This window comes from Lysinibacillus agricola, assembly GCF_016638705.1.
Lineage (GTDB): Bacteria > Bacillota > Bacilli > Bacillales_A > Planococcaceae > Lysinibacillus > Lysinibacillus agricola.
This window is the reverse complement of the sequence record NZ_CP067341.1, coordinates 1414622-1437707: the sequence shown is the minus strand read 5'-3', so window position 1 is coordinate 1437707 and position 23086 is coordinate 1414622. Positions and strand designations below refer to the sequence as shown.

Here is a 23086-nt window from a genome sequence, read left to right as displayed (position 1 = left end):
ATCGATTGATGACAATGAAGTAATCGGTTTAACTTAGAATAATACCATCTTTATTCATGATTTTATAACATTTTCATGTTGCAAAACCATTGTAAAACCTACAATATATTCGATTAAACCTAACAAAAAACCGGATTTTTATACAGTTCAAAATAATTTTTTATTGTAATAATTCCTCATCTCATAAATCCGAACTTCTTCTTTTTAACAAAAACAATTTAACAAAACTCAATTATTCTTTAGCTAATCTTTTATGTGTACCATCTACTACTTTTGAATTTAGCCCATTTCTTCTAAATGATTAATTCAAATGTCTTTCTTTCAGTACGTTCTCCCTTACATATTGTGCACTGTCAAACTATAATAAACTACCCAACCATAAAAAAATTATAGAAATGGTTATAAATCCATTAAATTTTGACATGCATTACATCTCTTCTCCTTTCGATGATAGTTCACGTCATTAAAATTGGTATGAAACTCTTCTAAATCAACCTATTTTGATTGCCTAAGAGATTTAACCAGCCCTTAATAGGCATACAAATAGACCATACTGTCTTCCATCTCATATGTTAATTATGAACCACAACTTATCAAAACAGGAGGTTTTACCATGCATAGACATATGCGCCATCATCATCATCATGCAGGTCCACATTGTTGTCCACCACAAATGGGCCCAACTCAATTTGAGCCACCACATTGTTGTCCACCAGAGGAATATGTACGCACTAATTACATCCATACAGTTGTACCACATGTACAGCCAACACATGTAACAACAGTTAATAAGCATATGATTGATCATCAGTATCATTTCCCTTGTACTGAGGCTGTAGTGGATGAATGTTGCGAGACCCATACACTTTGTGAAATGCCACCTGAGCCTTGCCATATGCCGCATCATATGAGACACCATCACCATCACATGGGACACCATCACCATGACATGGGTCATCATCATCACCATATGCCGTACCATCATCATATGGGATATTAATGAAATATGCGATGAGGTTAAATTATGCCTCATCGCTTCTTTATATTGATTTTCAAAAGCACTCTATTGTGAAAAATGCCTAATCTCTATCATTTCTCGTTATGGTATTTACTATCAAGTTCTTTATTTTAAATAGAAAAACCGAGCACCTTTACTAGGCACTCGGTTAATATCTTTAGTACATTTTTAAATATTGATCGCGTTCCCATTGGTGTACTGTTGTACGGTACATGTCAAACTCGATTTCTTTTGCCTCTTTAAAGTTTGCGTAGATATGCTCACCTAAAGCTTCTTGAGATACTTTGTCCTTAGCAAGTAATGCCAAAGCATCGTCAAGTGCTGGTGGTAAGTTTTCGATACCATTCGCTTTACGCTCTTCTTCAGACATCACGTAGATGTTACGGTTAATGGCAGCTGGTGGTGTTAATTTTTGGCGAATGCCTTCAAGACCTGCTTCTAAAATAACAGCCATTGCTAAATAAGGGTTTGCAGATGGGTCCACTGAACGTACCTCTACACGAGTTGAAAGACCACGTGCTGATGGGATACGGATAAGTGGTGAACGATTTTGAGCTGACCATGCTACATAACATGGTGCTTCATAACCAGGTACAAGACGTTTATAAGAGTTAACTGTTGGATTTGTCACAGCTGTGAAGCCTTGAACGTGAGCAAGGACACCTGCCATGAATTGCATTGCTGTTTCTGAAAGACCTAGTTCAGTAGATTCATCGTAGAATGCATTCTCTTTACCTTTAAATAATGAAACGTTGAAGTGCATACCAGAGCCAGCTTCCCCGAATAATGGCTTCGGCATGAATGTAGCATGTAGGCCGTGTTTACGAGCAATTGTTTTAACAACTAATTTGAACGTTTGGATGTTGTCACAAGCCGAGACTGCGTTTGCATATTTAAAGTCGATTTCGTGTTGTCCAGGAGCTACCTCATGGTGAGATGCTTCAATTTCGAAGCCCATTTCTTCTAGCTCTAATACGATATCACGACGGCAGTTTTCGCCAAGATCAGTCGGTGCTAAGTCGAAGTAACCACCGTGGTCGTTTACTTCTAATGTAGGTTCACCTTTTGCATCTAATTTGAATAAGAAGAACTCTGGCTCAGGTCCTAAATTGAAGCTTGAGAATCCCATATCTTCCATTTTCTTAAGGATACGTTTTAAGTTGTTTCGTGGGTCACCAGCAAATGGCTCGCCTTTAGCAGTGTATACATCACAGATAAAACGTGCTACTTTCCCTTTTTCAGAAGTCCAAGGGAACACTACGAAAGAATCTAAGTCAGGATATAAATACATATCTGATTCTTCAATACGTACGAAACCTTCAATGGATGAGCCATCAAACATCATTTTGTTTTCTAGAGCTTTGTCTAATTGGCTTACAGGAATTTCAACGTTTTTGATTGTGCCAAGAATATCCGTAAATTGTAAACGTATAAAGCTTACGTTTTTTTCCTCAATTAGACTTTTAATGTCTTCTTTTGTGTATTTACCCACAGTTTTCCACACTCCTATAAATTGTCTAGCTTTTATCATTACTCTATTCTAGTTAAAAGTAATAAACGATGTTGCCTTTTATTAATAGAATCGAGATAAATCCCCACGACGGATGGATGATTTTTGCATGCGTTGTGCTTGACGCATTTCCTCACGCATGATGCGACGTAATTCTGAGTCACTTAAATCTGAGTCCTCTGTTGTAACAAGTTCATTCTTTTTGGCGAACAGCTTTTTAATTTTCGCCATGTTCATACCCTGTTCCAAGTAATCTTTAATTTCCAGCAATATATCGACGTCATTTAATGAAAACATTCGACGGTTGCCTTCTGTTCGGTGCGGCTCAATTAAATGGTGTTCTTCATAATAACGAATCTGGCGTGCCGAAAGCTCGGTCAATTGCATCACGATATTCATGGATAATAACGGCATAGTTCGTCTAATTTCACGACTCATTTAAGTCCCCTCCAATACCTGCTAATAATATAACGAAAAATTTACACTGTCAACCACTCATGTGAGGTTTCCTTACACGGATTGAAATATTTTTGGAAATGATGAAAAATTGTAAAAAACTAAGCTTATTATCCTAACGTGGGGTTGATTTCCGTTCCGACTTGGCGCTTTGTTGCTGCCGCTACGCTTTCGCACAGATAAAACATTTGCCGCTGACGCTTCGCTTTCGCGCAGAGCAGAGCTTCCTGGGGGACGTCCAATGAGACGCTAATCCCCAAGGAGTCGTCAAGCCTCCTCTCCAATCAACTTATATAAATGGCATACGTTTCAACAAATGTTATCTTCAATTTTTTGTCCATAAGTAAAAAACTATTCAAAATGGAAGTTTTGAATAGTTTTTAACTACCTATTTTTTTATCGTTTGAACGGCACTACAAATAGCAAATTTCACATGCTCGTATGTTAACCCACCTTGAATAAATGCTGTAAATGGCGGACGGATAGGACCGTCTGCTGTCAGCTCAATACTGGAACCTTGAATGAATGTTCCAGCTGCCATGATGACATCATCCTCATAGCCAGGCATATACGCTGGCTCTGGTGCATAATGCGCATTAATTGGTGAGTTCGCTTGAATTTCACGGCAAAAAGCAATCATTTGTTCCGCCGTTTGGAAAGAAACCGATTGAATTAAATCCGTACGATTCGCATCATACCTTGGCGATGTATTCATGCCTATTTCCCCTAGCATAGCAGCTGTGAAAATGGCACCTTTTAATGCTTGAGATACAACATGTGGCGCAAGGAAAAATCCTTGATAGAAATCACCGAGCGTATTTAATGTTGCTCCTGCTTCAGCACCAATACCTGGTGAAGTCATACGATAAGCACATTTCTCTACTAAATCTGCACGACCCGCAATATAACCACCAATTTTCGCTAAGCCTCCACCAGGATTTTTAATGAGTGAGCCTGCCATTAAATCAGCCCCAACCTCTGTCGGTTCCTGTGCCTCCACAAATTCACCGTAGCAATTATCAACGAAAATAACAGCAGCTGGTGCTAATTCACGGATTTTTGCACACATGTCTGCAATTTGTGAAATGGTAAAGGATGGGCGTATTGCATAGCCCTTCGAACGTTGGATAGCAATCATTTTTGTGTTTGGTGTAATTGCAGCTGCAACACCTTCCCAATCAATCTCTTGATTATCGATTAAATCCACATGGCTATAACCGATTTTATAATCTTTTAATGAGCCAGTATCCTTATCGCCACCATCAACTATTGATTGCAATGTATCATACGGCTGACCTGAAATATAAAGTAATTCATCACCAGGACGAAGCACTCCGAATAAGCTAAGTGTGATTGCATGTGTACCAGAAATAATTTGCGGACGTACAATGGCAGCCTCCGCTCCAAAGACCTCTGCATAAACTCGTTCTAGATTGTCACGCCCTTCATCATCATAGCCATAACCATTAGACGGGTGCAGATGATAGTCACTTACTTGATGCTTTCGGAACGCTGCAAGCACTTTTTGTTGATTGAAGAACGCCATATCTTCTACCTTGGCATGAAAAGGGCGTACCTTTTCTTCTATTTTAGCAGCTAATGCTAATGTTTCTTCCGTTAAATTGGTTGTAAAAGTCATTATATTCTTCTCCATTTCACATTTGTTCAAATCTTATCTTAACAATTTGTGAGCTTGCCTGCAAAACTTGCTAATTGCATTAGGCACTAAGCCAAATTACGGACTTAATCTATTTATTTCTGCTATAATGAGATATTTGATATCTGATAATTCCAAATCATAAGTCGATGCTTTTCTTGGCAAAAACTTCTAGATACAAAAAGGTAACTTAAAGTTTTCTAGTATGTAATCTACAACAACATGAAATGATTTATTCACATAAGGGGTGAAAGGGTTGGCTTGGGAGGTTTTTAGTATCATTGGAACAATTGCCTTCGCTATTTCCGGGGCAATAATTGCAATGGAGGAAGAATACGATTTATTCGGCGTCTATATACTCGGTATCGTAACCGCTTTCGGTGGTGGAGCTATACGAAATCTACTAATAGGTTTACCTGTAACTACACTGTGGGGGCAAGATATGATGTTCCAAATTGCCATTGCAGCCATCACAATTTTTTTCTTATTTCCACATCGACTCATTCAACATTGGCATCGTTGGGGCAACTTCACTGATGCTATTGGATTATCGGCATTTGCGATTCAAGGTGCCCTTTATGCTGTGAAGCTCGACATGCCTATTAGTGCCGTTATTGTAGCTGCAGTTTTAACAGGATCAGGTGGTGGAATTGTTCGTGATTTATTAGCTAGACGTAAACCATTAGTTCTTCGTGATGAAGTCTATGGCGTTTGGGCAGCACTAGCAGGACTGATCATTGGACTTGAATTATTGTCAGGGGATATCTTTTTATATGTATTATTTGGTGTGATCACAGCACTAAGAATACTTTCATATATAAAGAAATGGCGTTTACCGTTGCGGAAGTTGAATCGAGCATAGATAAGTTTCCTTATACCGCTGCATAACAACAAGCCCAAATAGCTGTTATTTGGGCTTGTTTTTTTAGAATATGTGTTTCTCCTAAATCCTCAGTAAACTTTGTGCTTGTCGAGAATATGTGAAGGCACTAGTATTTCTTTAATTGAAAACTCATATGATTACTTCTCTAACAGCTGCATAGATTCCTCTAATGTAGCCATGTTTTTCATCATGGAGCAAGCTGCGTCCAAAATAGGAAACGCTAAAGCTGCGCCAGATCCCTCGCCCAATCGCATATTCATATGTAGCATCGGTTCAACTCCTAGCAATTCGGCAGCAATTTTAGCACCTGGTTCTTCGGAGGCATGAGAAGGAATGATATAGTCTTTTACTTTTGGTTCGAGTTCGTATGCAATAAGAGCAGCAATAGTAGAAATAAAGCCATCAATCACTACAGGTTTGCGATTTGCAGCAGCTGCAAGTATTACCCCAGCCATAGCGCCTATTTCTAACCCTCCAACTTTTGCAAGAATATCAATAGCATCATCGCGATTTGGTTTGTTTAATACAATGGCATTGTGAATGACCTCTACTTTATGCGCAATCCCTCCTGGTCCAACACCTGCACCGAATCCCGTCACTTCAATTGGATGACACTCGCAAAGAACCGATAATATTGCAGCACTTGGCGTCGTATTACCAATCCCCATTTCTCCTGTCCCGAGTACATTCGCCCCTTTTTTTATTTCTTCTGTAGCTACTTCAATTCCTACTTCAATAGATTGAATGGCTTCTTCCCTTGACATAGCAGGACCTTTTGCCATATTGTCCGTTCCATATTTTTATTTTTTTATGATGACACCAGCATCAAGTGGAATATCCTCTTTTACGCCAACGTCTACTGTAACAACTTTTGCATCTGTGATTTTTGCGATAGCACAGACACCAGTTCCTCCTCTAGGGAAATTTAACGTTTGAAAGACCGTCACATTTTGTATATTTGATGTTACTCCTTCATCACAAACACCATGATCTGCTGCACAGACAATAATTGCCTTATTATCTATCGTAGGAAATAGTTCGCCTGTAATACCGGATAGTTGCACAGCTAGAGTCTCCAGCTTCCCTAAGCTACTAGGCGGCTTGCAAAGTGCATCTATGCGTTCTCTTGCTTCCTCCATCATTTTGTGGTCGGCACTTTGAATGTTTTGAATCGTTTGTTGTAATAATTGCATGAAAATTTCCCCTTTCTTTTTTGCCCTTGTTACTCGAAGAATGATTTAGAGAAAAAATAAAAAGCCTGTAGTTTATTCCATAACAAATAAACTACAGACTTTTCCATCGTCTATATAACCGAAGCAGATAGGCAGGTCTCCTGGCTGAATTTCAACATTTCATAGAACCTTCCCAGAACGATGCTAGTGGCATTCTCTATGAAACTCCCTTTTACAGTGGTGGGACCGCTAAAGCTTTTCACTTTATTCCCTATTCTCCCGCAATGGGCACCTAATGCTTTTATGCAATTATTTTAAATTTACGTCAAAGTGGTTTTTGTGTCAACATTTTAAATGGAAAATTCAGAACTTTTTGCGTAACACTAGTGTTAAAAACTAAAAATAAGAAATTGAGCTTTCTTCGTTACTCCTATTCATAACATCGCCACGAAAATATATTAATGTTGATGCCCCTTTTTTAATGATTCTCTCTCTACTTCTTTTACAGCTTCTGTACCAATTGGTAAAATAACAGTTTCCATTAAATGCTCATTTCCCTCTGCAAAGGCATGTATAGTAACATTCCAAATTCCTGCTTCAAATTTACCTTTAAATTGATGAACTCCATTTTCGCTTTTTAAATCCTCCGTAAAATGAATATCCCTTTCCAGTAAATCAAATTGTAAACTTACTTTTGAATCTTGAATAATATTGTTTTGTTTATCATGAAGTGTAATGTTTAGAATTCCTTCTTTATCTGGCTGAATAACCTCGGGATCTGTTGTAATATTAAGGGTCACATCATCTATTTGTTCTTCACTGACTTTACCAAAAACTTCAGTAAAGGAATCAATTTTAGTATTTTCATCTAAAACATACTGATAATTTATATTCCAAATACCTTCCATTGGTAATTCAATTTTGGCAGCATAATAGTTTTGTTCTTTTGATAGGTTTATATCTTTAATATTATGATCCATATTTTGCATTTTTAAATCCATTATAATACTGAAGTTTTCTTCATTTCTTAGGTTTTCTGGAACTGATAATTTAGTTGTTAGTACTCCATTCTTATAAATATGATTGGTTTCGATATTGTTAAGCTCTTCAGCAATACTTGATACTTGGTTTGTATGTGTAGTGCTACAGGCATTTAAAAATAAAAAAACTGTGAATAGAAATAAAGATAAAAATTTCTTCATACTAATCTATCTCCCCAGAACAATAATAGTTTCAGTGTCCTGATTTGCCATAGTAGTGATATCTGTTAGAATGATATAAAGCCCATGAACAATTTTTGTAGTTATAAGCTGATTGAAGACCACGACAATTTGTATTACTTGTGTAATCATTTTGACAGTCATAAGATAAGAAAGCATAGTCACAATCACTTCCTACAAAGTTTTTCCATGCCCTTGGATCCCAGTGATTATAGTATCTATGATTAGAAACACTACCGTTGAATCGGTTACAGTGAACACGATCTCCTGGAGAGTGTTTTTGGCCCACCTCTGATCGGCTGCTTTTGCCATTTTCTGTACTAGTCATTTCACCATCCATTGACTTTGCGAAGTCTTTGAAATTGATAGTCTTTACTAGATCTATAGATTGAGATTTGTTCTTATCATTTTTAACATTTGTTTTAATTTCTTGCCCATTAGCCTTAAATTGAATATCCAAATTAGCATCATCTTCATTTATTGCGAATGTACCATTAGCAGTCAATTCAACCTCTTGTTCATTAATAGTTAATGAGCCGTTTTTGGCAGGATAAAATTTCTCATAACCATTTTCAGTTTTTTTCCATCCCTCTTTTTCTACTTCTTTAAGAAATTCATCTTCATCTCCCAATAGCTTTTTATCTTCTTCAGTAAGATCAATCTTCATAACTATTCCTGCTTTCCCCTGAACATTTCCGTCCTGAATAGCAGCTGCTGGCTCTGTCGCATTAACTATACTAGCATTTAGTACTCCCTGAAAAATAAATAGTGTCGATAAAGCTGCTACAATACCAGTTTTAAACCTTTTTCTAACCTTCATTCTTAATCTCTCCTTAATTTTAATTGGTATAGTTTTTCAAAAATTTATTTTAATATAAGTGGTCAACTACTTTTATAAAAATCCAAAAATTAAAGGGAATCTGAAATACAAATAGGTCCTCGAAGGCTCGCCCTTAGAACCTTCTCCAAAAAAGTAGTATATATTAGGATGAATCCCTTTTCTAGCCCTATATAATAACATTCCCGCTAGGAAATTTAGGATTGACCATTTACATTCCTGATAAAAGCATTGCAAATACAAACATTATAAATATCAAAAACGATATTCCCAGTACTACGGGAGCTAACCTTGAGGTTTGTCCTTTAATTACAGAAATTATAGCAACTATTAAACCCATAGAAGCAATTAATAGGATAATAACTGACATGAATGGCTCTGGTATTTTTGATAGTAAGGTACTAAAAAAAAGAAGAAAAAAAAGTATCTGAAATGAAAATGAAACTAATAATAATCTATTAATCATCTTTTTTTGTCTCCTTTAACTTGGTTTTGAACCTTGCTAACTTCTTCATACATTAACAAAAGAGGCTAAAATCCTTTGTGTAACAAAATAAAAATAATGATTTTTCAATAGTAATAAAACGCTTATTTTCCTCCTCTCATTTTGAAAAGTCTTTGAACAATTGTTGCACTCTCAAAATATGTAAATAAGTGTTTTATTTTTTACAAATCATCCTGTAGAAGTACAGAAATAACAACAGCAACACCATATATCTTCTGCAGTTGAAGGAACATCAAATAAGCGCAAGCCTTCATTTAATTCAATAATTTGCATATCATACACCACCTTACTACTTATTTAGTTTTATATAGTAATCACGCCGTTATATTGGGTTATACAACGTGTTTTACTAGGTACTAATAGATTTGTTTAAAGATTAATTTCTTGCTATTAATTGAGATTCACTTAAAGAAACACATCTTGAATATTAAGACACAGGTTATTTTATTTTTTAATTTTCGTTTTTTTCCGAATTCTTATATATGAATATAACAAATAGAACTTTTAAAACACCCGTATTTCCCGCAATTATTCTAACTTCATATATATTTCACATAATAATGCAGAATTACCTCAGTTATTGGTGATTAAAAGTTTTGAAAAACATTTAAAGGGTATATTATTCAAACTGAATCTTTAGTTTTTCTCTCATCATTTAATGACAATAATAGACCTTTTTTGGAGATGGAGATTGATATATAACCAAGGAGTGAATATCTTGAATATTAAACTACTACTTGTCGATAATCGTCAATTAGTACTAGAATGCTTAAAACACAGATTAAACAAAGAACCAAATATTTGCGTGATAGGGGCTCTTTCTAATCCTGAGTATTTACAACATGAAATAATCACTAACTCTCCGGATATTGTAATAATGAATTTCCGAATGGAATTATCTAACAAAATCGATTTAACTAAACTATTAAAAAATATTCCTAATTTACGAGTTGTTATATTATCGAAGCATGAATATACAGAATATATCCAAGCTTCCTATAATGCAGGAGCTAGCGCTTTTATATCAGAAGAAAAACCATTCCAAGAATTAATCTTTACTATTAGACAAGTATACTTAGGTGACAAAATGTTTCCTAAAGTTGAAAAAAATCAGATAGATAAAATGCTTACACAAAAAGAGTCTGAAGTATTAAAAAGAATAGCAGAAGATAAAACCAATATTGAAATTAGTAAGGAAATGATGATAAGCATAAGAACAGTTGAATACCATATCTCATCAATCATTAGGAAATTAGACGTAGAATCTCGAGTAGGTGCTGTCGTGACAGCTATTAAGCGAGGGTTGTTAAGTATTAAATAGCATACTTGTGTATATTAAGTATATTAACTGTATTTTTTCATCTAACGAAAGACTAATTCACGCTGCTAATAATTAACTAGTAGTAATGTTTACACTAAACGTAGTAAAAAGCACTCATCCTTGCACAATAGTGCGAATATTTCGAAATAGATGTTAGTATAAATTTGTAGAACATATCATATAATGTACTTTTTAAGTTAACTACAATTAAGTGTTATAGGTGGCGTTATCTTGAAAAAAGAATAAAAAAAGACTTGATAAAGGTAATATCTGTTCTTACTATAGGTGCTATTTTAATTCATTTGTCTACTTATCTCTTTAAATATTTTTTATAGTATATCTATTCACAAAAAAAGTAAGAAAAAAACAAGAAGCCTTTCGAAGGCTTCTTGTTTTTATCAAAATACATGATTCAATTTACTTATTTAAGAATACAGTGGCTATTTTTTAAAACAAGCAATAACGTGGTCCATATTATATCCACCTAGCAGAAAAACCCCACCAATACAAGCTGAAAAACTGTTCCTATACCAGTTCCACAAGCTCCGATTCAAGTCGCTGCTACAATTCTTGCCACAACTAAGTCAACTAAGAGTATAGTTGAAAGGCAAAGTGCAACTTCTGCTATGCACAAATACTTTCAGGAGCTTCTTGTTTGTTACTACTGTGATATATGCTTTGTTTTATCCATTTCACTCAGACATGTTGCACCGAGCAAAAGAATAGCGCCTATTATTTGTAGGGTCGTCATTTTTTCTCCTATAATCATTGTCGAAATAACTAATGATGTCAGTGGATCAATATAGCTTAATATAGCTATACTTTGCCCTTTTAGATGACGCATCCCGAAAAAGAACAAATAGAAGCCGATTCCAGCATGGACAATGCCCAATGCTATAAGTAAGCTAATTGACTTTATATCGATTTGCATGACTTGAAATCCATTGGTCCCCAAAAGATAAAGTGCAAGGAATAAAGCTGCTAAAGCAAGCTGAATAATCGTATTATCAGGCTCTTTTAATCCACGAATATACTTATTTGTGAATGTTACTATTGTATAGAAACAAGCTGCAATGAGCCCATATACAATACCGATATAATGTTCGCTCGTTTCAGTAGTTTGGCTTTGAACGATAAAAAATAGTCCTACTAGAGCCACGCAAATATAAAAAACTTTTCTTACTAATATTTTCTCTTTCAAAATTATAGGTGACAAACAAATCACTAGTACTGGAGCAAAGTAATAGCTTAGAGCAGCATTTGCGATGGTCGTCTCCTTATACGCTTGGAAAAGAAAAATCCAATTCCCGCACAAGGCTAAGCTCGAAAGTACCAATGGCCATTTGTTTTGCAAAATAGATATTTTCGTAAACCTTTCTTTTTTATAAAAGAAAATCACAAGTAAAAAACAAGAGCCAATGAGACTCATCCAAAAGGCAATTTCACTTGAAGGCAACTTAATATATTTTGCAAAAACACCGACAGCTCCAAAAATAATCATTGATAAAATAAAAGATAATTTTCCGCTCATTTCTAATTCCTACTTTCTACATGTATATAGTCAACGATATACAGTAGAATCTATTGAGAATTAGCAAGCTTTTAATGAATGCCTAAACAGCAGATTCTACTGTAAAGACATTGTTGGGGGTGCTATTGTTCGATACATACTAATCCCTCCTTAACGGATTCAATTATAACATATTTCTGAATATTCATGCGTAAGAATATTAATGCTAGATGCTATCTTTTGATAAGTACCAGAAACGATAAAAATTATTGAAAACTGGCATGCTAGATAAGTTTTGGAGTTAATACAATGTAAGGTAGGACAAAATTAAAAAGGTAGGTGAAGAAACGATGGACACAAAAGAGCTACGAAATGCAATTGCTGAAACATGTGAAAATTATGATAGCCTATATGCTCAGCTAGTAAAACCGATAAACCAAATATTAATCAATATAGACGCTTCAATAAGTGAAGATACAGCGAATAAAATCATTGAAAATCTAAAGTTATTCCACAGTGGCGATAAAAACATTACTGAATGTCACTTCGATGAGAGCGAAAACTTCTTAAAGGAAGGTATTCAACTTCTTCAGAAAGGTGATCTTGCGAATGGCGCATTACAAGTTTACGGTGCTGGTTTAAACTTTGCCAGTTATAATTTAAAGTTTCGCGGGCTAAAAAATGATAACCCATACAATAATTTCGAAAAAAATTTTAGCCTTATCATAGACTCACTAAAAAAATAAGCACAAAAAAGAAAGAGCAAATATTGAAAGGCTCTTTCTTTTTTAAGTATGTCATTACTTAAATTCTAATTCTCCATCATAAGCAAGCATGCCGCCTTCAAGGTTTGTTACGTCAAAGCCTTGAGCTTCTAAGTATGCACAAGCATTTGCTGAACGACCGCCAGCCTTGCAAACGATAATGTATGGTTTAGAAGCATCTAATTCACCTAAGCGCTCAGGGATTGTCCCAAGTGCAATATGTTGAGCACCTGGAATCACGCCTTGTGCCACCTCATCATCTTCACGAACATCAATAATGTATAGGTCTTCGTTTGCATCTAATAGTTCTACTATTTCTGTTGTATCCATAGATTTCATAAGTGTAGTCCTCCAATATGTCAATTTCCTTTTCCATTATAGCCCGAAGGCAAAAAAACAGCTAGTGTCGTGAACACTAACTGTTTAAATATAATGTTTCTATTCTTCTTTCTCTAAAAAATCGACTTGCTTTGCTGGAACAAATGTAGAAATAGCGTGTTTGTAGATAAGATGCTGCTTGTTTTCAGCATCTACTAATAACACTGTAAAATTATCATAGGATTTCACAGTCCCTTTTAACTGAAATCCGTTTAACAGAAACACAGTTACAAAAACACTGTTTTTACGTAGATGGTTCAAGAACGTATCTTGCAAGTTAATTGATTTCATTAAAGATGCCTCCCCATACTCTCTTTCTACCTCTTCATTCCTATAGTAGCATGTTCTACCAATTTATCAATTAGTAATTTTTAGAAATTTTTCTTCATTTAGGATCATCATCATAACGTGTGGTTGATTTCACCTTGGATTAAAAAAGTTTTTCGTCAGTATTAAGAAAATGTACATCCATTTTGTTCCGGAAATATGTTAGCTGTCTTTTCGCATAGCGGCGAGAATTTTGTTTTAAACTGTCAATGGCCTCTTCTAAAGAACATTTTCCATCTAGGTAATCATATAATTCCTTATAGCCAATTGCTTGGATCGACTGCACACCTCGAATATTTTGCTGCCATAAACCCTTTACTTCTTCCAAAAGCCCTTTTTCCATCATTAAATCGACACGAAGATTAATACGATCATAGAGCTCTTCACGTGACATATTTTGCCCAAGCCCTAAAATCACATGGTTGTAAAGTGGAACTTCTCCACGATTGTGTGCTTCGGATGCCTTTGAAACGCCACTAAGTTCAATCATCTCTAACGCACGTATGACACGGCGCGTATTATTTGGATGAATTGTCTCTGCTGTTTGTGGATCAAGTTTTTTAAGCTTAGCATGCATTGCTTCTGGACCTAATTTCTCCAGTTCCTCATAATAGGCTTTTCGTACCACCTCATCTACCTGCTCCTCTGTAAATTGAAAATCATAGAGCACTGCCTGCACATATAAGCCTGAGCCTCCTACAATAATCGGTAGCTTGCCATGAGCTTGAATTTCCGCAATTTTAGCTCGCACTAATTTTTGATAGTCAGCTACTGAGAAAGGCTCCGTTGGCTCTTTAAAGCTCAGTAAATGATGTGGCACACCCTCCATCTCTTCCTCAGTAATTTTCGCTGTACCAATGTCTAACCCTTGATAGATTTGCATGGAGTCACCGTTAATAATTTCACCATTATATTTTTTCGCTAACTCAATGCTTAGTGCCGTTTTACCAGAAGCAGTAGGCCCAACAATTGCTACGACCTCTGCCTGTTGTATTTTATCTTGTATCATATTTTTCTAACCACCGTAATAAAACTTGATAGACTGCCTCTTGATTATCCTCGTTCAAGATTTCATGTCGCTTATCCTCAATTAAGTAGACCGTCACATCCTGTAAGTCCGCTGCTACAAATTGTTCTGCAACAGCGTATACGCCTTGTCCTTGTTCTCCGACCGGATCCTTGCTACCACTTATCAACAGTATAGGTAAGTCTTTCTTTATTTTTGCTATCTCTTTTTTACGATTTAACGACATAAAACCAGTTGTTAAATCCACAAAAAATTGATTTGTTGGGATAAAGCCGCAATACGGATCATCTATATATTTTTGAACCTCATCCTCTACTGAACATAGCCAATCATACGAAGTCTTCGAATTTGGAAACTGCTTATTAAAGCTACCAAAGCTCAACGTATTTAACAACTTGCTCTCCGTCTCTTTTCCAAGCTGCTTTGCTAATGTTTTTGCTACTAAATTCCCCATCTTATGCAATGCTGTAACGTTTCCTGTTCCACAAAGAATCACATAATCCACTTGATTACTATACAATTGAATATATCTTCTAGTAATGAACGATCCCATACTATGACCAAATAAAATTAAAGGTACATCTGCGAATTGTGCATGCAACAATGTTACTAACTCATGTGCATCTTCTACGACACGGTCAAACCCATTTTGTTCAGCAAAAAAACCTAGAGTGCCATTATAGGCTGCCGTTTCTCCATGTCCTCGATGATCATGCATTGTCACTGCATAGCCAGCTTCATTTAGTGTACGAGCAAATTTTGTATAACGTCCACTATGCTCCGCCATTCCATGCAAAATATGAATATGACCAATACATGGATTCGACGGCTCGAATGTTCGAGTAAACACAAAATGGCCGTCTGACATTTCAATATAACGTTCCATCCCTTACACTCCTCCCTCCACAAAATTTGTAGCATCTAAAATAGCTTGCTCTAGTTGAGCGATATACGTATTTCTTTGTGATTCTGTATAGTGAAAATGTTGCTGCATAACTTGAATGACCTGCTGTTTATAACGTTTTACCGCATCAATATCAAAGTATAATAAGCCTGTACGGCGAATAAAGAAATCACTTGGAGTGTACACCATTTCTGCTTCTATGCCATAAAGTAGCATTGCATGTAAGGCAAGGGGCATCGTACTTCCATGTTCATGCAAATATTTCACCTGGTTATATAATGCATCAACATTCGTGCCATATTTTTGTACGAGCTGTTTTGCTTCATCATAATTCAGGCCATATTGAACGCCCTCTCTTGCTTTATAAGCACTATAATCAGTGAAATTGATGGCGTTAATGCCTTTTGCTCCTGAAAGCGATAACTCACGCGTCACACATGGACTTGCATGCTTAAATTTATGCATTTTCACAATTTTATCAACGATAGTTTCTGCCATTTGACGGTAGTCCGTTAGTTTGCCACCTGCAATTGTTATTAGTCCACTTGGTGCCATCCATATTTCATCTTTTCGTGAAATTTCGGATGGATCCTTTCCTTTTTCAAAAATAAGTGGACGCACACCTGCCCACGACGATTCAATCGTTTCTCTTGAAATATTTGCTGTTGGAAAAATAGTTTTTGCAGCTGCAATTAAATAATCAACGTCCTCTTGGGTAGCTACAGGATGTACAGGATCTCCCTCGTAAACCGTATCTGTTGTCCCTACATAGGTTTTGCCATCACGTGGAATAGCAAAGGCCATACGTCCATCCATTATATCAAAGTACACTGCCTGCCTTAGTGGAAAATCCTTTTGATCAAGGACAATGTGAACCCCTTTTGTGAGGCGTAATTGCTTTTTGTCTGCTACTTTATCCTTTTGACGAACCTCATCCACCCAAGGCCCAGTAGCATTGACGATTTGAGCAGCTTGCACTTCGATTGTTTTCCCTGTCACATGATCCTTCACTTGTACCCCAACAAGTTTTTTCTTCTCATATAAAAACCCTGCCATCTCTGCATAATTTAGACAAAGCGCCCCATATTCCACAGCTTTTTTCAGCACTTCAATTGTCAGACGGGCATCATCCGTACGATATTCAACATAATAGCCACCACCGACAAGCTCATCTCGATTAAGTAAAGGCTCTAGTGCTGCCGCTTCCTGAGCGTTCAGCATTGTTCTACGTTCATGCTTTTTCACACCTGCTAATCGATCATATACCTTCAATGCCAATGACGTTGTAAATGGACCAAGTGAGCCCTTCTTATATAATGGGAGTAGCATTTTTTCAGGTGTTGTCACGTGAACAGCATTGTCATAAACAATTTCACGCTCACGCCCAACCTCAGCTACTACACCTACTTCAAATTGCTTTAAATAGCGAAGTCCACCATGGATAAGTTTTGTTGAACGGCTTGATGTGCCAGCAGAAAAATCCTGCATCTCAATCAAAGCGACTGATAACCCTCTAGATGCAGCATCAAGCGCAATGCCAGCACCAGTGATGCCACCACCAATGACTAATACGTCAAAGCTATATTGCTCTAAAAAATGCATAATTTTAGGACGATGCTCAAATGAAAACATATCTTTCTCCCCCATTTGCTATAAATTGAAAATACGTGTAACTTCTACTGCGTATGCTAACCTGATTACACTAGCAATAACTTTAAGCATAGAAATTCTAATGTCATTTGTATTAAGCTTTACCTATAAAATAAAATTCCTTTTATGCGCATGGATTGTTCATGTTGCTCTTGAGCTGTTGTTCTAGACGTTCCAACTACATTACCCGTTTAAACATTTTTTCCACTTCATAAGTAGTAAAATGTATAAGTACTGGACGTCCATGCGGGCATGTAAATGGATTATCAGCATTGCGTAAATCTTGCAATAACGTTTCCATTTGCTCTTTCGTTAAATAATAATTGGCCTTTATCGATTTTTTACAGCTCATCATAATAGCTGCCGCCTCACGTAATTTTTTGACATCCGCCTTTTTAGTTGTTAGCACCTGTTCAATTAGGTCCTCAATAATTTCTTGTTCTTCCCCTGTAGGAAACCAACTAGGATGCTCTCTCACGACAAATGATGACTGTCCAAACTCTTCTAAAAATACGCCAACAGCTTCTAACTCCTGCCTATTTTCTCTTAATATAAGTGCCTCATCAGCTGCATAATGGAAGGTCAATGGAAGCAATAAAGCCTGACGCTCATTTGGATTCACCTGACCGACCTTTTCACGGAAAAATTCATACTTAATACGTTCTTGAGCAGCGTGCTGATCGATTAAATAAAATCCATCCTCCATCTGTGCAACAATGTATGTGCCGTGAATTTGCCCTACTACTTCAAGCGCAGGGAATGGCTCTTGAATAGGCTCATCCGTTAGAACTTCCATTGCCTCCTCTAGGGTCACTTCTTCAAGAGGGTTCACTTCTATCATTGGTGTTGGTTGCCAACTGTCCTCTATGGCAGTAGGGACGGACTTGGGTTCTGGCACTATAGGGTCTAATGTGTTCGATTCCTGAACAGTTTGCACATCATAAAGCTTTTCTACAATGGCATTCATTTTCTCCACATCAAGCTTTGGTGCCGGCTTCCATATATTTAACTGTTCCGTCGCAGACTTCGCGACTTTCTCTTTCTTTTCCATTTGTGGCACTCGAATTACATTGCGTATTTGCTCCCGTACTGTTCCTTCAATTAGTTTAAGAAGCTCTGGTTCTTTACTTAAACGTATTTGATGTTTTGCAGGATGCACATTGACATCTGTTAAATAAGGATCACCCTCTATAAAGAGTGCTACAATTGGAAAACGCTCAATTGGCAAATACGTATGATAGGCATCTACAATCGCTTTTTGTACTAAATAATGCTTCACCCAGCGACCATTCACAAACAACGACATATAGTTTTTCGAGGCACGGGTCACCTCTGGTAGTGATACAAAGCCAGAAATCTTATAATCATGTGACTCTCCATGGAAGGACACCATTTTCTTGGCATTATGCACACCGTAAATGGCAGCTAATACTTGCTGCACGTCACCTCGTCCATTTGTTTGTAACAATTGCTGGCCGTTATGTAGCAATCTAAACGCAATTTGTGGATTTCCAAGTGCAAGGCGGTTCATCAGATCAATTGTATGCCCAAGCTCGGTCTGAATTGTTTTCATATATTTTAATCGAGCAGGTGTATTGAAAAATAACTGCGCCACTGTAATATCTGTTCCCTTGCGCAAAGGGCCAGGTTTATGTGTGGCGATATGCCCACCCTCAAGCTCTAAATAAGTACCCGATTCACCATTTGATGTAATGAGTGTCATTTTAGACACCGATGCAATTGAAGCTAATGCCTCCCCACGGAAGCCAAGTGTACGAATTCGAAATAAATCATGCTCCTGATGGATTTTACTTGTCGCATGGCGAGAGAATGATATTAATGCATCCTCTTCATCCATGCCACCACCATTATCAATGACCTGAATTGAAGTGAGGCCCGCTTCTAGTAAAAAAACATCAATGGACGTACTTCCTGCATCAATGGCATTTTCAACAAGCTCTTTGACTACAGAGGCTGGCCTTTCAACTACTTCCCCTGCAGCAATTTTATTGGACAGCCACTCGTCCATAATTTGTATTTTTCCCATAGCGCATCACTCCTTTACTTTTTTGCGTTTACTAGCTGCTGCTGTAATTCGTATAAAATATTCATGGCTTGCATTGGTGAAGTGCCAAGAATATTTACTTTTTCTAAGTTTTTAAGCACTTCTGCCTCTGCTGGTGAGGCTTGTTCTTCCTCCGTAAATAGTGACATTTGCACTGGCTGTTCAGTTACCTCCTGTGATATGGCTACTTCCTTTCCAGCCTCAAAGTTTTCAAGCAGAACGCGTGCTCTTGTTAAAATTTCCTCTGGCAATTGTGCAAGCTGTGCTACATGAATACCGTAAGATTTATCGGCAGCTCCCTTTTTCACCTTATGCAAAAAGACAACCGTGCCATTTTTTTCAGTAGCAGATACGTGTACATTTTGCAGTCGAGGAAGCTCCATTTCGAGTGCCGTTAATTCATGATAATGAGTTGAAAACAGCGTATTTGCCCCAATTTTATCATGAATATATTCCATCATGGACTGAGCAAGACTCATGCCATCATAAGTAGATGTCCCACGACCAATTTCGTCAAACAACATCAAACTATTTTTCGTAGCATGCATAATAGCGTGCTGAGATTCTAACATCTCCACCATAAATGTTGATTGTCCCGCAGCTAAATCATCCGCTGCACCGATACGAGTAAAAATCTGATCTGTAATTGGTAATCTAGCTTTTTCAGCTGGCACGTAACAACCCATTTGTGCCATGACAACAATTAGTGCAACCTGACGCATATACGTACTTTTACCGGACATATTCGGACCTGTAATAAGCATCATATTGTTATTTTCCTCAAGTACACAATCGTTTGGTACATACATTTGCTTATTGAGCATTTTCTCTACAACCGGATGGCGCCCTTCAATAATTTCAAGCGAACGTCCGCCATGAAATTCTGGCTTTGTAAAACGATATTTCTCTGAAACGCTCGCAAAGCTTAGCAGCACATCTAACTCACTAATGCTTGCCGCTAACGCTTGTACACGCGGAATATATGCCTTTAACTCATCGCGTATTTCCACAAACAAGTTATACTCTAACGTTAAACTTTCTTCCTCGGCATTTAAAATTAATGCTTCTTTTTCCTTTAGCTCTTGTGTAATATAACGCTCGGCATTTGCTAAAGTTTGCTTTCGTTCATAACGTGTTAAATCAGCTAAATGGATATTAGATTTCGTAATTTCAATATAGTAACCGAAAATTCGATTGTAGCCGATTTTTAAGTTTTTAATGCCTGTTTTTATCCGTTCCTCTTGCTCGAGCTGCGCAATCCAATCTTTCCCATTACGAGAAGCATAACGTAGTTCATCTAAGCGCTCATCATAGCCATCTCGAATGACGTCACCCTCTTTAATCGTAATTGGCGGATTGTCTGTAATAGCACGAGCTAATAGTGCCTCTACATCCGCACACGTATCAAGCGCAGCGCCAAGCTTTTGCAATGTTTCTTTATTGGCACCAAGTAATTGTTGCTGAATGGCAGGTACTTGACGTAATGAATCACGTAGCTGCGCTAAATCACGTCCACCAACATTACCAAAAGCTACACGCCCAGCTAAACGCTCTAAATCATATACTTGTTTTAAAGAGGCTTGAAGCTCCGTTCTTACAAAATACTCCTCTAATAGATCAGTGACAGTTGCTAGTCTTTCTTCAATGGCAGAACGTGAAGCAAGAGGTTGGTGTAACCATTGCTTTAACTTCCGTCCCCCCATTGCTGTCACTGTGTCATCTAACAACCATAAAAGTGTGCCCTTTTGATCGCCACCGCGAATAGATTGAATAAGCTCTAAATTACGCTTTGAGCTAGAGTCAATACGTAAATAATTTTTCATTTCATTGTAAGTAAATGCTTGAATATGTGATAAAGAACGCATTTGTGTTTTATCGATATAAGCCAGCAAACGAAGGCAAGCAATCTGTAAATCATTTGGCACCGCATCTAAATAATGTGCAGCTTTATCCAATGTCATTTCACCTGTTTCAATAGAAAGGACGATACCTGCGTTTACTGCATGCTCTGCTAATAGAAGTTGCAAACTTTCCGTTACAATTAATTCACGAATACCATATGCCTGCATTTGCAATAAAAGTGCTTTACCGTCGCCCTCAATAGAGGAGGCTACTGCTTCACCTGTAGATAAGTCTAAATAAGCGTAGCCAAATGTCGTATCGTCGAATTGCTCCGCAGAACCAATAAAATGATTGGTTTTACCATCAAGCGACTTACCTTCCATGATCGTACCCGGTGTAATAAGCTGTACAACTTCACGCCTCACTACACCCTTTGCTTGCTTTGGATCTTCTGTTTGCTCACAAACAGCAACCTTATAGCCCTTTTGCACAAGTGTTTCAATATAATTTTTTGCCGAATGATGTGGAACACCACACATTGGGATACGCTCTTTTGCACCAGCATCTCGGCTCGTTAATGTAATTTCTAAAAGTTGAGAGGCATTAATAGCATCCTCAAAAAACATCTCGTAAAAATCGCCTAATCTAAAAAATAAAAAGGCATCCTTGTAATCTTCCTTTACCTGCAAATACTGTTGCATCATTGGTGTATAAGTTGTCATTTTCAAAATTCCCTCGCTCTAATCATATAGATATTTTTATTATAACAAAAGATACATGCGAAACGCTTAATTCACCTTTTTTAAGATGCTAGCGTTTCGCATGTATGAAAGAAATATGGCTTTTAGTATTATCTTGGTCTTTCACCAGGAAACGATGAGGACTCTAAAACATACCTGCCTTCTCCACTAGAGCTGGACGAAGAACTAGACGAAGAGCTGGAACTTGAGCTAGATGAAGACGAGGATGAGCTCTCCTCATCAAAGTTCCATTCTTCTTCTAAATCTAGTGGATGTACACTAATACAAATCGTCGTTTCTCCCATTACCTCTACAATGACTTCGCGTTCTACAACGATTTCAAATTTCGTACCACATGGAGAGATGATTGCCTCTATGCAGTTTGGCTCTTGAATGACACGTACACGAACATCATCACCAACACTCACTTCGCCTTCTCTAAAAGAAAGCTTCACTTTGTCTTTATAGTGAACCGTTTCAGAAAACACTGCTGTTTTCGAATGATTACTATAGGCATACCATACATTGACATCAAATTTACCTGATACCTCTACAAATTTACCGACTTTTTTTGCGGAGCAAGTATGATTGATGACCCAGCAACCGAGAATACTCGTCGGCTTATTTGATGGACTTAATGTTACACGTTCTTCCGTTCTCTTCTTCCCTTTGGCAACTACTGCTCTCGTCACGATTTGTCGTAAACGTTTCAGCGCAATTCCTCCTTCGACTCTTTTCACTCCATCATATGCAGGTAACGCCTATTGGGTGAACATATATTTTATAGAATCGAATTGCTGATAAAATTCTTTTTTCATATATTAAAGTGACATGCCAAAAGAGACATGATATGTGAAGTGGAGGTTTGACGACTCTTTGGGGATTAGCGTCACAGATGAGACCTTGGAGCGCAGCGGGTAGGGGAACGAAGGCTAAAAGCATCACGTCCTGTGATAACGCCTTCGTGACCAACATCTTGTCGCTGACGCTTCGCTTTCGCGCAAAAAACATCCTGCCGCTGACGCTTCGCTTTCGCGCAAAAAAACATCCTGCCGCTGACGCTTCGCTTTCGCGCAAAAAAACATCCTGCCGCTGACGCTTCGCTTTCGCGCAAAAAAACATCCTGCCACTGCCGCTACGTTGCACTGCGCTTTCGCACAGAAAACATTTGTTGCCCCGACGCCCCCAGGAAGCATTGCTCTGTGCGAAAGCGAAGCGACAGCAACGAAGCGCCCAGTCGGAACGGAAATCACCCCCGTTTTTGCCGAAGAGCCATACTTTATTTAATAGGGCATCTTA

General features: G+C 37.5%; 22 protein-coding genes, 1 pseudogene and 1 riboswitch. Of the genes and pseudogenes, 6 read left to right on the top strand and 17 right to left on the bottom strand.

Going from position 1 to position 23086, the window contains the following annotated elements:
* The first annotated feature begins 613 nt into the window (after positions 1-613).
* Positions 614-1000 carry a spore coat protein gene (locus tag FJQ98_RS06760; protein WP_241774541.1) on the top strand — a complete coding sequence of 129 codons (387 nt, stop codon included), beginning with the start codon at positions 614-616 and terminating at the stop codon, positions 998-1000.
* Positions 1001-1175: 175 nt separating this feature from the next.
* On the opposite strand, the gene glnA is transcribed toward FJQ98_RS06760, so the two are convergent.
* The 4 genes from glnA to FJQ98_RS06740 all read right to left on the bottom strand — a co-directional run bounded on the left by glnA (position 1176) and on the right by FJQ98_RS06740 (position 4623).
* Entirely contained in the window at positions 1176-2510 is a 1335-nt protein-coding gene (gene glnA, locus FJQ98_RS06755; RefSeq protein ID WP_053594318.1) for a type I glutamate--ammonia ligase, read from the bottom strand.
* Between the two features lie 81 nt (positions 2511-2591).
* Positions 2592-2966 carry a MerR family transcriptional regulator gene (locus tag FJQ98_RS06750; RefSeq protein WP_053594317.1) on the bottom strand — a complete coding sequence of 125 codons (375 nt, stop codon included), beginning with the start codon at positions 2964-2966 and terminating at the stop codon, positions 2592-2594.
* A 128-nt stretch (positions 2967-3094) separates the two neighbouring features.
* Positions 3095-3244 carry a hypothetical protein gene (locus FJQ98_RS06745; protein ID WP_158003008.1) on the bottom strand — a complete coding sequence of 50 codons (150 nt, stop codon included), beginning with the start codon at positions 3242-3244 and terminating at the stop codon, positions 3095-3097.
* Between the two features lie 128 nt (positions 3245-3372).
* Positions 3373-4623, bottom strand: a complete 1251-nt coding sequence (locus FJQ98_RS06740; protein ID WP_053594316.1) for a methionine gamma-lyase family protein — start codon at positions 4621-4623, stop codon at positions 3373-3375.
* Positions 4624-4897: 274 nt separating this feature from the next.
* Here FJQ98_RS06740 and FJQ98_RS06735 point away from each other — a divergent pair, with 274 nt between their 5' ends.
* On the top strand, positions 4898-5503 hold the full coding sequence (locus tag FJQ98_RS06735; protein WP_053594315.1) for a trimeric intracellular cation channel family protein: 606 nt from the start codon (positions 4898-4900) through the stop codon (positions 5501-5503).
* Positions 5504-5661: 158 nt separating this feature from the next.
* On the opposite strand, the pseudogene cobT reads toward FJQ98_RS06735, so the two are convergent.
* The 3 genes and pseudogenes from cobT to FJQ98_RS06720 form a co-directional block, all read right to left on the bottom strand.
* Positions 5662-6717: pseudogene (cobT, locus tag FJQ98_RS06730) on the bottom strand (nicotinate-nucleotide--dimethylbenzimidazole phosphoribosyltransferase).
* Positions 6718-6830: 113 nt separating this feature from the next.
* Positions 6831-7007, bottom strand: a riboswitch (cobalamin riboswitch).
* A gap of 147 nt (positions 7008-7154) precedes the next feature.
* Positions 7155-7898: a hypothetical protein gene (locus tag FJQ98_RS06725; protein WP_053594313.1), complete on the bottom strand. Its 744-nt coding sequence runs from the start codon at positions 7896-7898 to the stop codon at positions 7155-7157.
* A gap of 31 nt (positions 7899-7929) precedes the next feature.
* Complete coding sequence (locus FJQ98_RS06720; RefSeq protein ID WP_201406659.1) at positions 7930-8736, bottom strand: hypothetical protein; 807 nt, start codon at positions 8734-8736, stop codon at positions 7930-7932.
* Positions 8737-8957: 221 nt separating this feature from the next.
* Between FJQ98_RS06720 and FJQ98_RS06715 the strand changes: the two genes are divergently transcribed.
* Positions 8958-9185, top strand: coding sequence for a hypothetical protein (locus FJQ98_RS06715; protein WP_053594311.1), 228 nt, complete (start codon positions 8958-8960; stop codon positions 9183-9185).
* Positions 9186-9977: 792 nt separating this feature from the next.
* Positions 9978-10580, top strand: coding sequence for a response regulator transcription factor (locus FJQ98_RS06710; protein ID WP_075807218.1), 603 nt, complete (start codon positions 9978-9980; stop codon positions 10578-10580).
* 661 nt (positions 10581-11241) lie between these two features.
* On the opposite strand, the gene FJQ98_RS06705 is transcribed toward FJQ98_RS06710, so the two are convergent.
* Positions 11242-12111 (bottom strand): DMT family transporter, encoded by an 870-nt coding sequence (locus FJQ98_RS06705; RefSeq protein WP_053594310.1) that lies wholly within the window; start codon positions 12109-12111, stop codon positions 11242-11244.
* Positions 12112-12440: 329 nt separating this feature from the next.
* Here FJQ98_RS06705 and FJQ98_RS06700 point away from each other — a divergent pair, with 329 nt between their 5' ends.
* Entirely contained in the window at positions 12441-12836 is a 396-nt protein-coding gene (locus tag FJQ98_RS06700; protein WP_053594309.1) for a hypothetical protein, read from the top strand.
* Between the two features lie 54 nt (positions 12837-12890).
* Here the strand turns inward: FJQ98_RS06700 and FJQ98_RS06695 are convergent, their stop codons facing one another.
* From FJQ98_RS06695 to FJQ98_RS06655, 9 genes are all read right to left on the bottom strand, one after another.
* On the bottom strand, positions 12891-13193 hold the full coding sequence (locus tag FJQ98_RS06695) for a rhodanese-like domain-containing protein (RefSeq protein ID WP_053594308.1): 303 nt from the start codon (positions 13191-13193) through the stop codon (positions 12891-12893).
* Positions 13194-13292: 99 nt separating this feature from the next.
* Complete coding sequence (gene hfq, locus FJQ98_RS06690; protein WP_053594307.1) at positions 13293-13523, bottom strand: RNA chaperone Hfq; 231 nt, start codon at positions 13521-13523, stop codon at positions 13293-13295.
* 139 nt (positions 13524-13662) lie between these two features.
* Entirely contained in the window at positions 13663-14568 is a 906-nt protein-coding gene (miaA, locus tag FJQ98_RS06685; protein WP_053594306.1) for a tRNA (adenosine(37)-N6)-dimethylallyltransferase MiaA, read from the bottom strand.
* Complete coding sequence (locus FJQ98_RS06680; protein WP_053594305.1) at positions 14555-15472, bottom strand: alpha/beta hydrolase; 918 nt, start codon at positions 15470-15472, stop codon at positions 14555-14557. Before FJQ98_RS06680 ends, miaA begins: the two co-directional genes overlap by 14 nt.
* A gap of 3 nt (positions 15473-15475) precedes the next feature.
* The gene (locus FJQ98_RS06675) at positions 15476-17122 is read right to left on the bottom strand and encodes a glycerol-3-phosphate dehydrogenase/oxidase (protein ID WP_053594304.1); all 1647 of its coding nucleotides are present in this window, start codon (positions 17120-17122) and stop codon (positions 15476-15478) included.
* A gap of 196 nt (positions 17123-17318) precedes the next feature.
* Entirely contained in the window at positions 17319-19187 is a 1869-nt protein-coding gene (gene mutL / locus FJQ98_RS06670; RefSeq protein WP_053594303.1) for a DNA mismatch repair endonuclease MutL, read from the bottom strand.
* 14 nt (positions 19188-19201) lie between these two features.
* Positions 19202-21769 carry a DNA mismatch repair protein MutS gene (gene mutS, locus FJQ98_RS06665; RefSeq protein WP_053594302.1) on the bottom strand — a complete coding sequence of 856 codons (2568 nt, stop codon included), beginning with the start codon at positions 21767-21769 and terminating at the stop codon, positions 19202-19204.
* Between the two features lie 128 nt (positions 21770-21897).
* Positions 21898-22527, bottom strand: coding sequence for an outer spore coat protein CotE (cotE, locus tag FJQ98_RS06660; protein WP_241774540.1), 630 nt, complete (start codon positions 22525-22527; stop codon positions 21898-21900).
* A 149-nt stretch (positions 22528-22676) separates the two neighbouring features.
* A complete protein-coding gene (locus tag FJQ98_RS06655) occupies positions 22677-22901 on the bottom strand; it encodes a hypothetical protein (protein WP_201406658.1) in 225 nt (74 codons plus the stop codon).
* A 26-nt stretch (positions 22902-22927) separates the two neighbouring features.
* Between FJQ98_RS06655 and FJQ98_RS06650 the strand changes: the two genes are divergently transcribed.
* Positions 22928-23074: a hypothetical protein gene (locus tag FJQ98_RS06650; protein ID WP_201406657.1), complete on the top strand. Its 147-nt coding sequence runs from the start codon at positions 22928-22930 to the stop codon at positions 23072-23074.
* Positions 23075-23086: the final 12 nt, after the last annotated feature.

What these genes read in the sequence shown, in the direction of transcription:
- mutL (WP_053594303.1), bottom strand. Translation starts at nt 19,187, where the DNA reads ATGGGAAAAATACAAATTATGGACGAGTGGCTGTCCAATAAAATTGCT.
- FJQ98_RS06680 (WP_053594305.1), bottom strand. Translation starts at nt 15,472, where the DNA reads ATGGAACGTTATATTGAAATGTCAGACGGCCATTTTGTGTTTACTCGA.
- FJQ98_RS06725 (WP_053594313.1), bottom strand. Translation starts at nt 7,898, where the DNA reads ATGAAGAAATTTTTATCTTTATTTCTATTCACAGTTTTTTTATTTTTA.
- mutS (WP_053594302.1), bottom strand. Translation starts at nt 21,769, where the DNA reads ATGACAACTTATACACCAATGATGCAACAGTATTTGCAGGTAAAGGAA.
- FJQ98_RS06695 (WP_053594308.1), bottom strand. Translation starts at nt 13,193, where the DNA reads ATGAAATCTATGGATACAACAGAAATAGTAGAACTATTAGATGCAAAC.
- miaA (WP_053594306.1), bottom strand. Translation starts at nt 14,568, where the DNA reads ATGATACAAGATAAAATACAACAGGCAGAGGTCGTAGCAATTGTTGGG.
- FJQ98_RS06740 (WP_053594316.1), bottom strand. Translation starts at nt 4,623, where the DNA reads ATGACTTTTACAACCAATTTAACGGAAGAAACATTAGCATTAGCTGCT.
- FJQ98_RS06760 (WP_241774541.1), top strand. Translation starts at nt 614, where the DNA reads ATGCATAGACATATGCGCCATCATCATCATCATGCAGGTCCACATTGT.
- FJQ98_RS06720 (WP_201406659.1), bottom strand. Translation starts at nt 8,736, where the DNA reads ATGAAGGTTAGAAAAAGGTTTAAAACTGGTATTGTAGCAGCTTTATCG.
- FJQ98_RS06700 (WP_053594309.1), top strand. Translation starts at nt 12,441, where the DNA reads ATGGACACAAAAGAGCTACGAAATGCAATTGCTGAAACATGTGAAAAT.
- FJQ98_RS06750 (WP_053594317.1), bottom strand. Translation starts at nt 2,966, where the DNA reads ATGAGTCGTGAAATTAGACGAACTATGCCGTTATTATCCATGAATATC.
- FJQ98_RS06675 (WP_053594304.1), bottom strand. Translation starts at nt 17,122, where the DNA reads ATGTTTTCATTTGAGCATCGTCCTAAAATTATGCATTTTTTAGAGCAA.
- FJQ98_RS06705 (WP_053594310.1), bottom strand. Translation starts at nt 12,111, where the DNA reads ATGAGCGGAAAATTATCTTTTATTTTATCAATGATTATTTTTGGAGCT.
- hfq (WP_053594307.1), bottom strand. Translation starts at nt 13,523, where the DNA reads ATGAAATCAATTAACTTGCAAGATACGTTCTTGAACCATCTACGTAAA.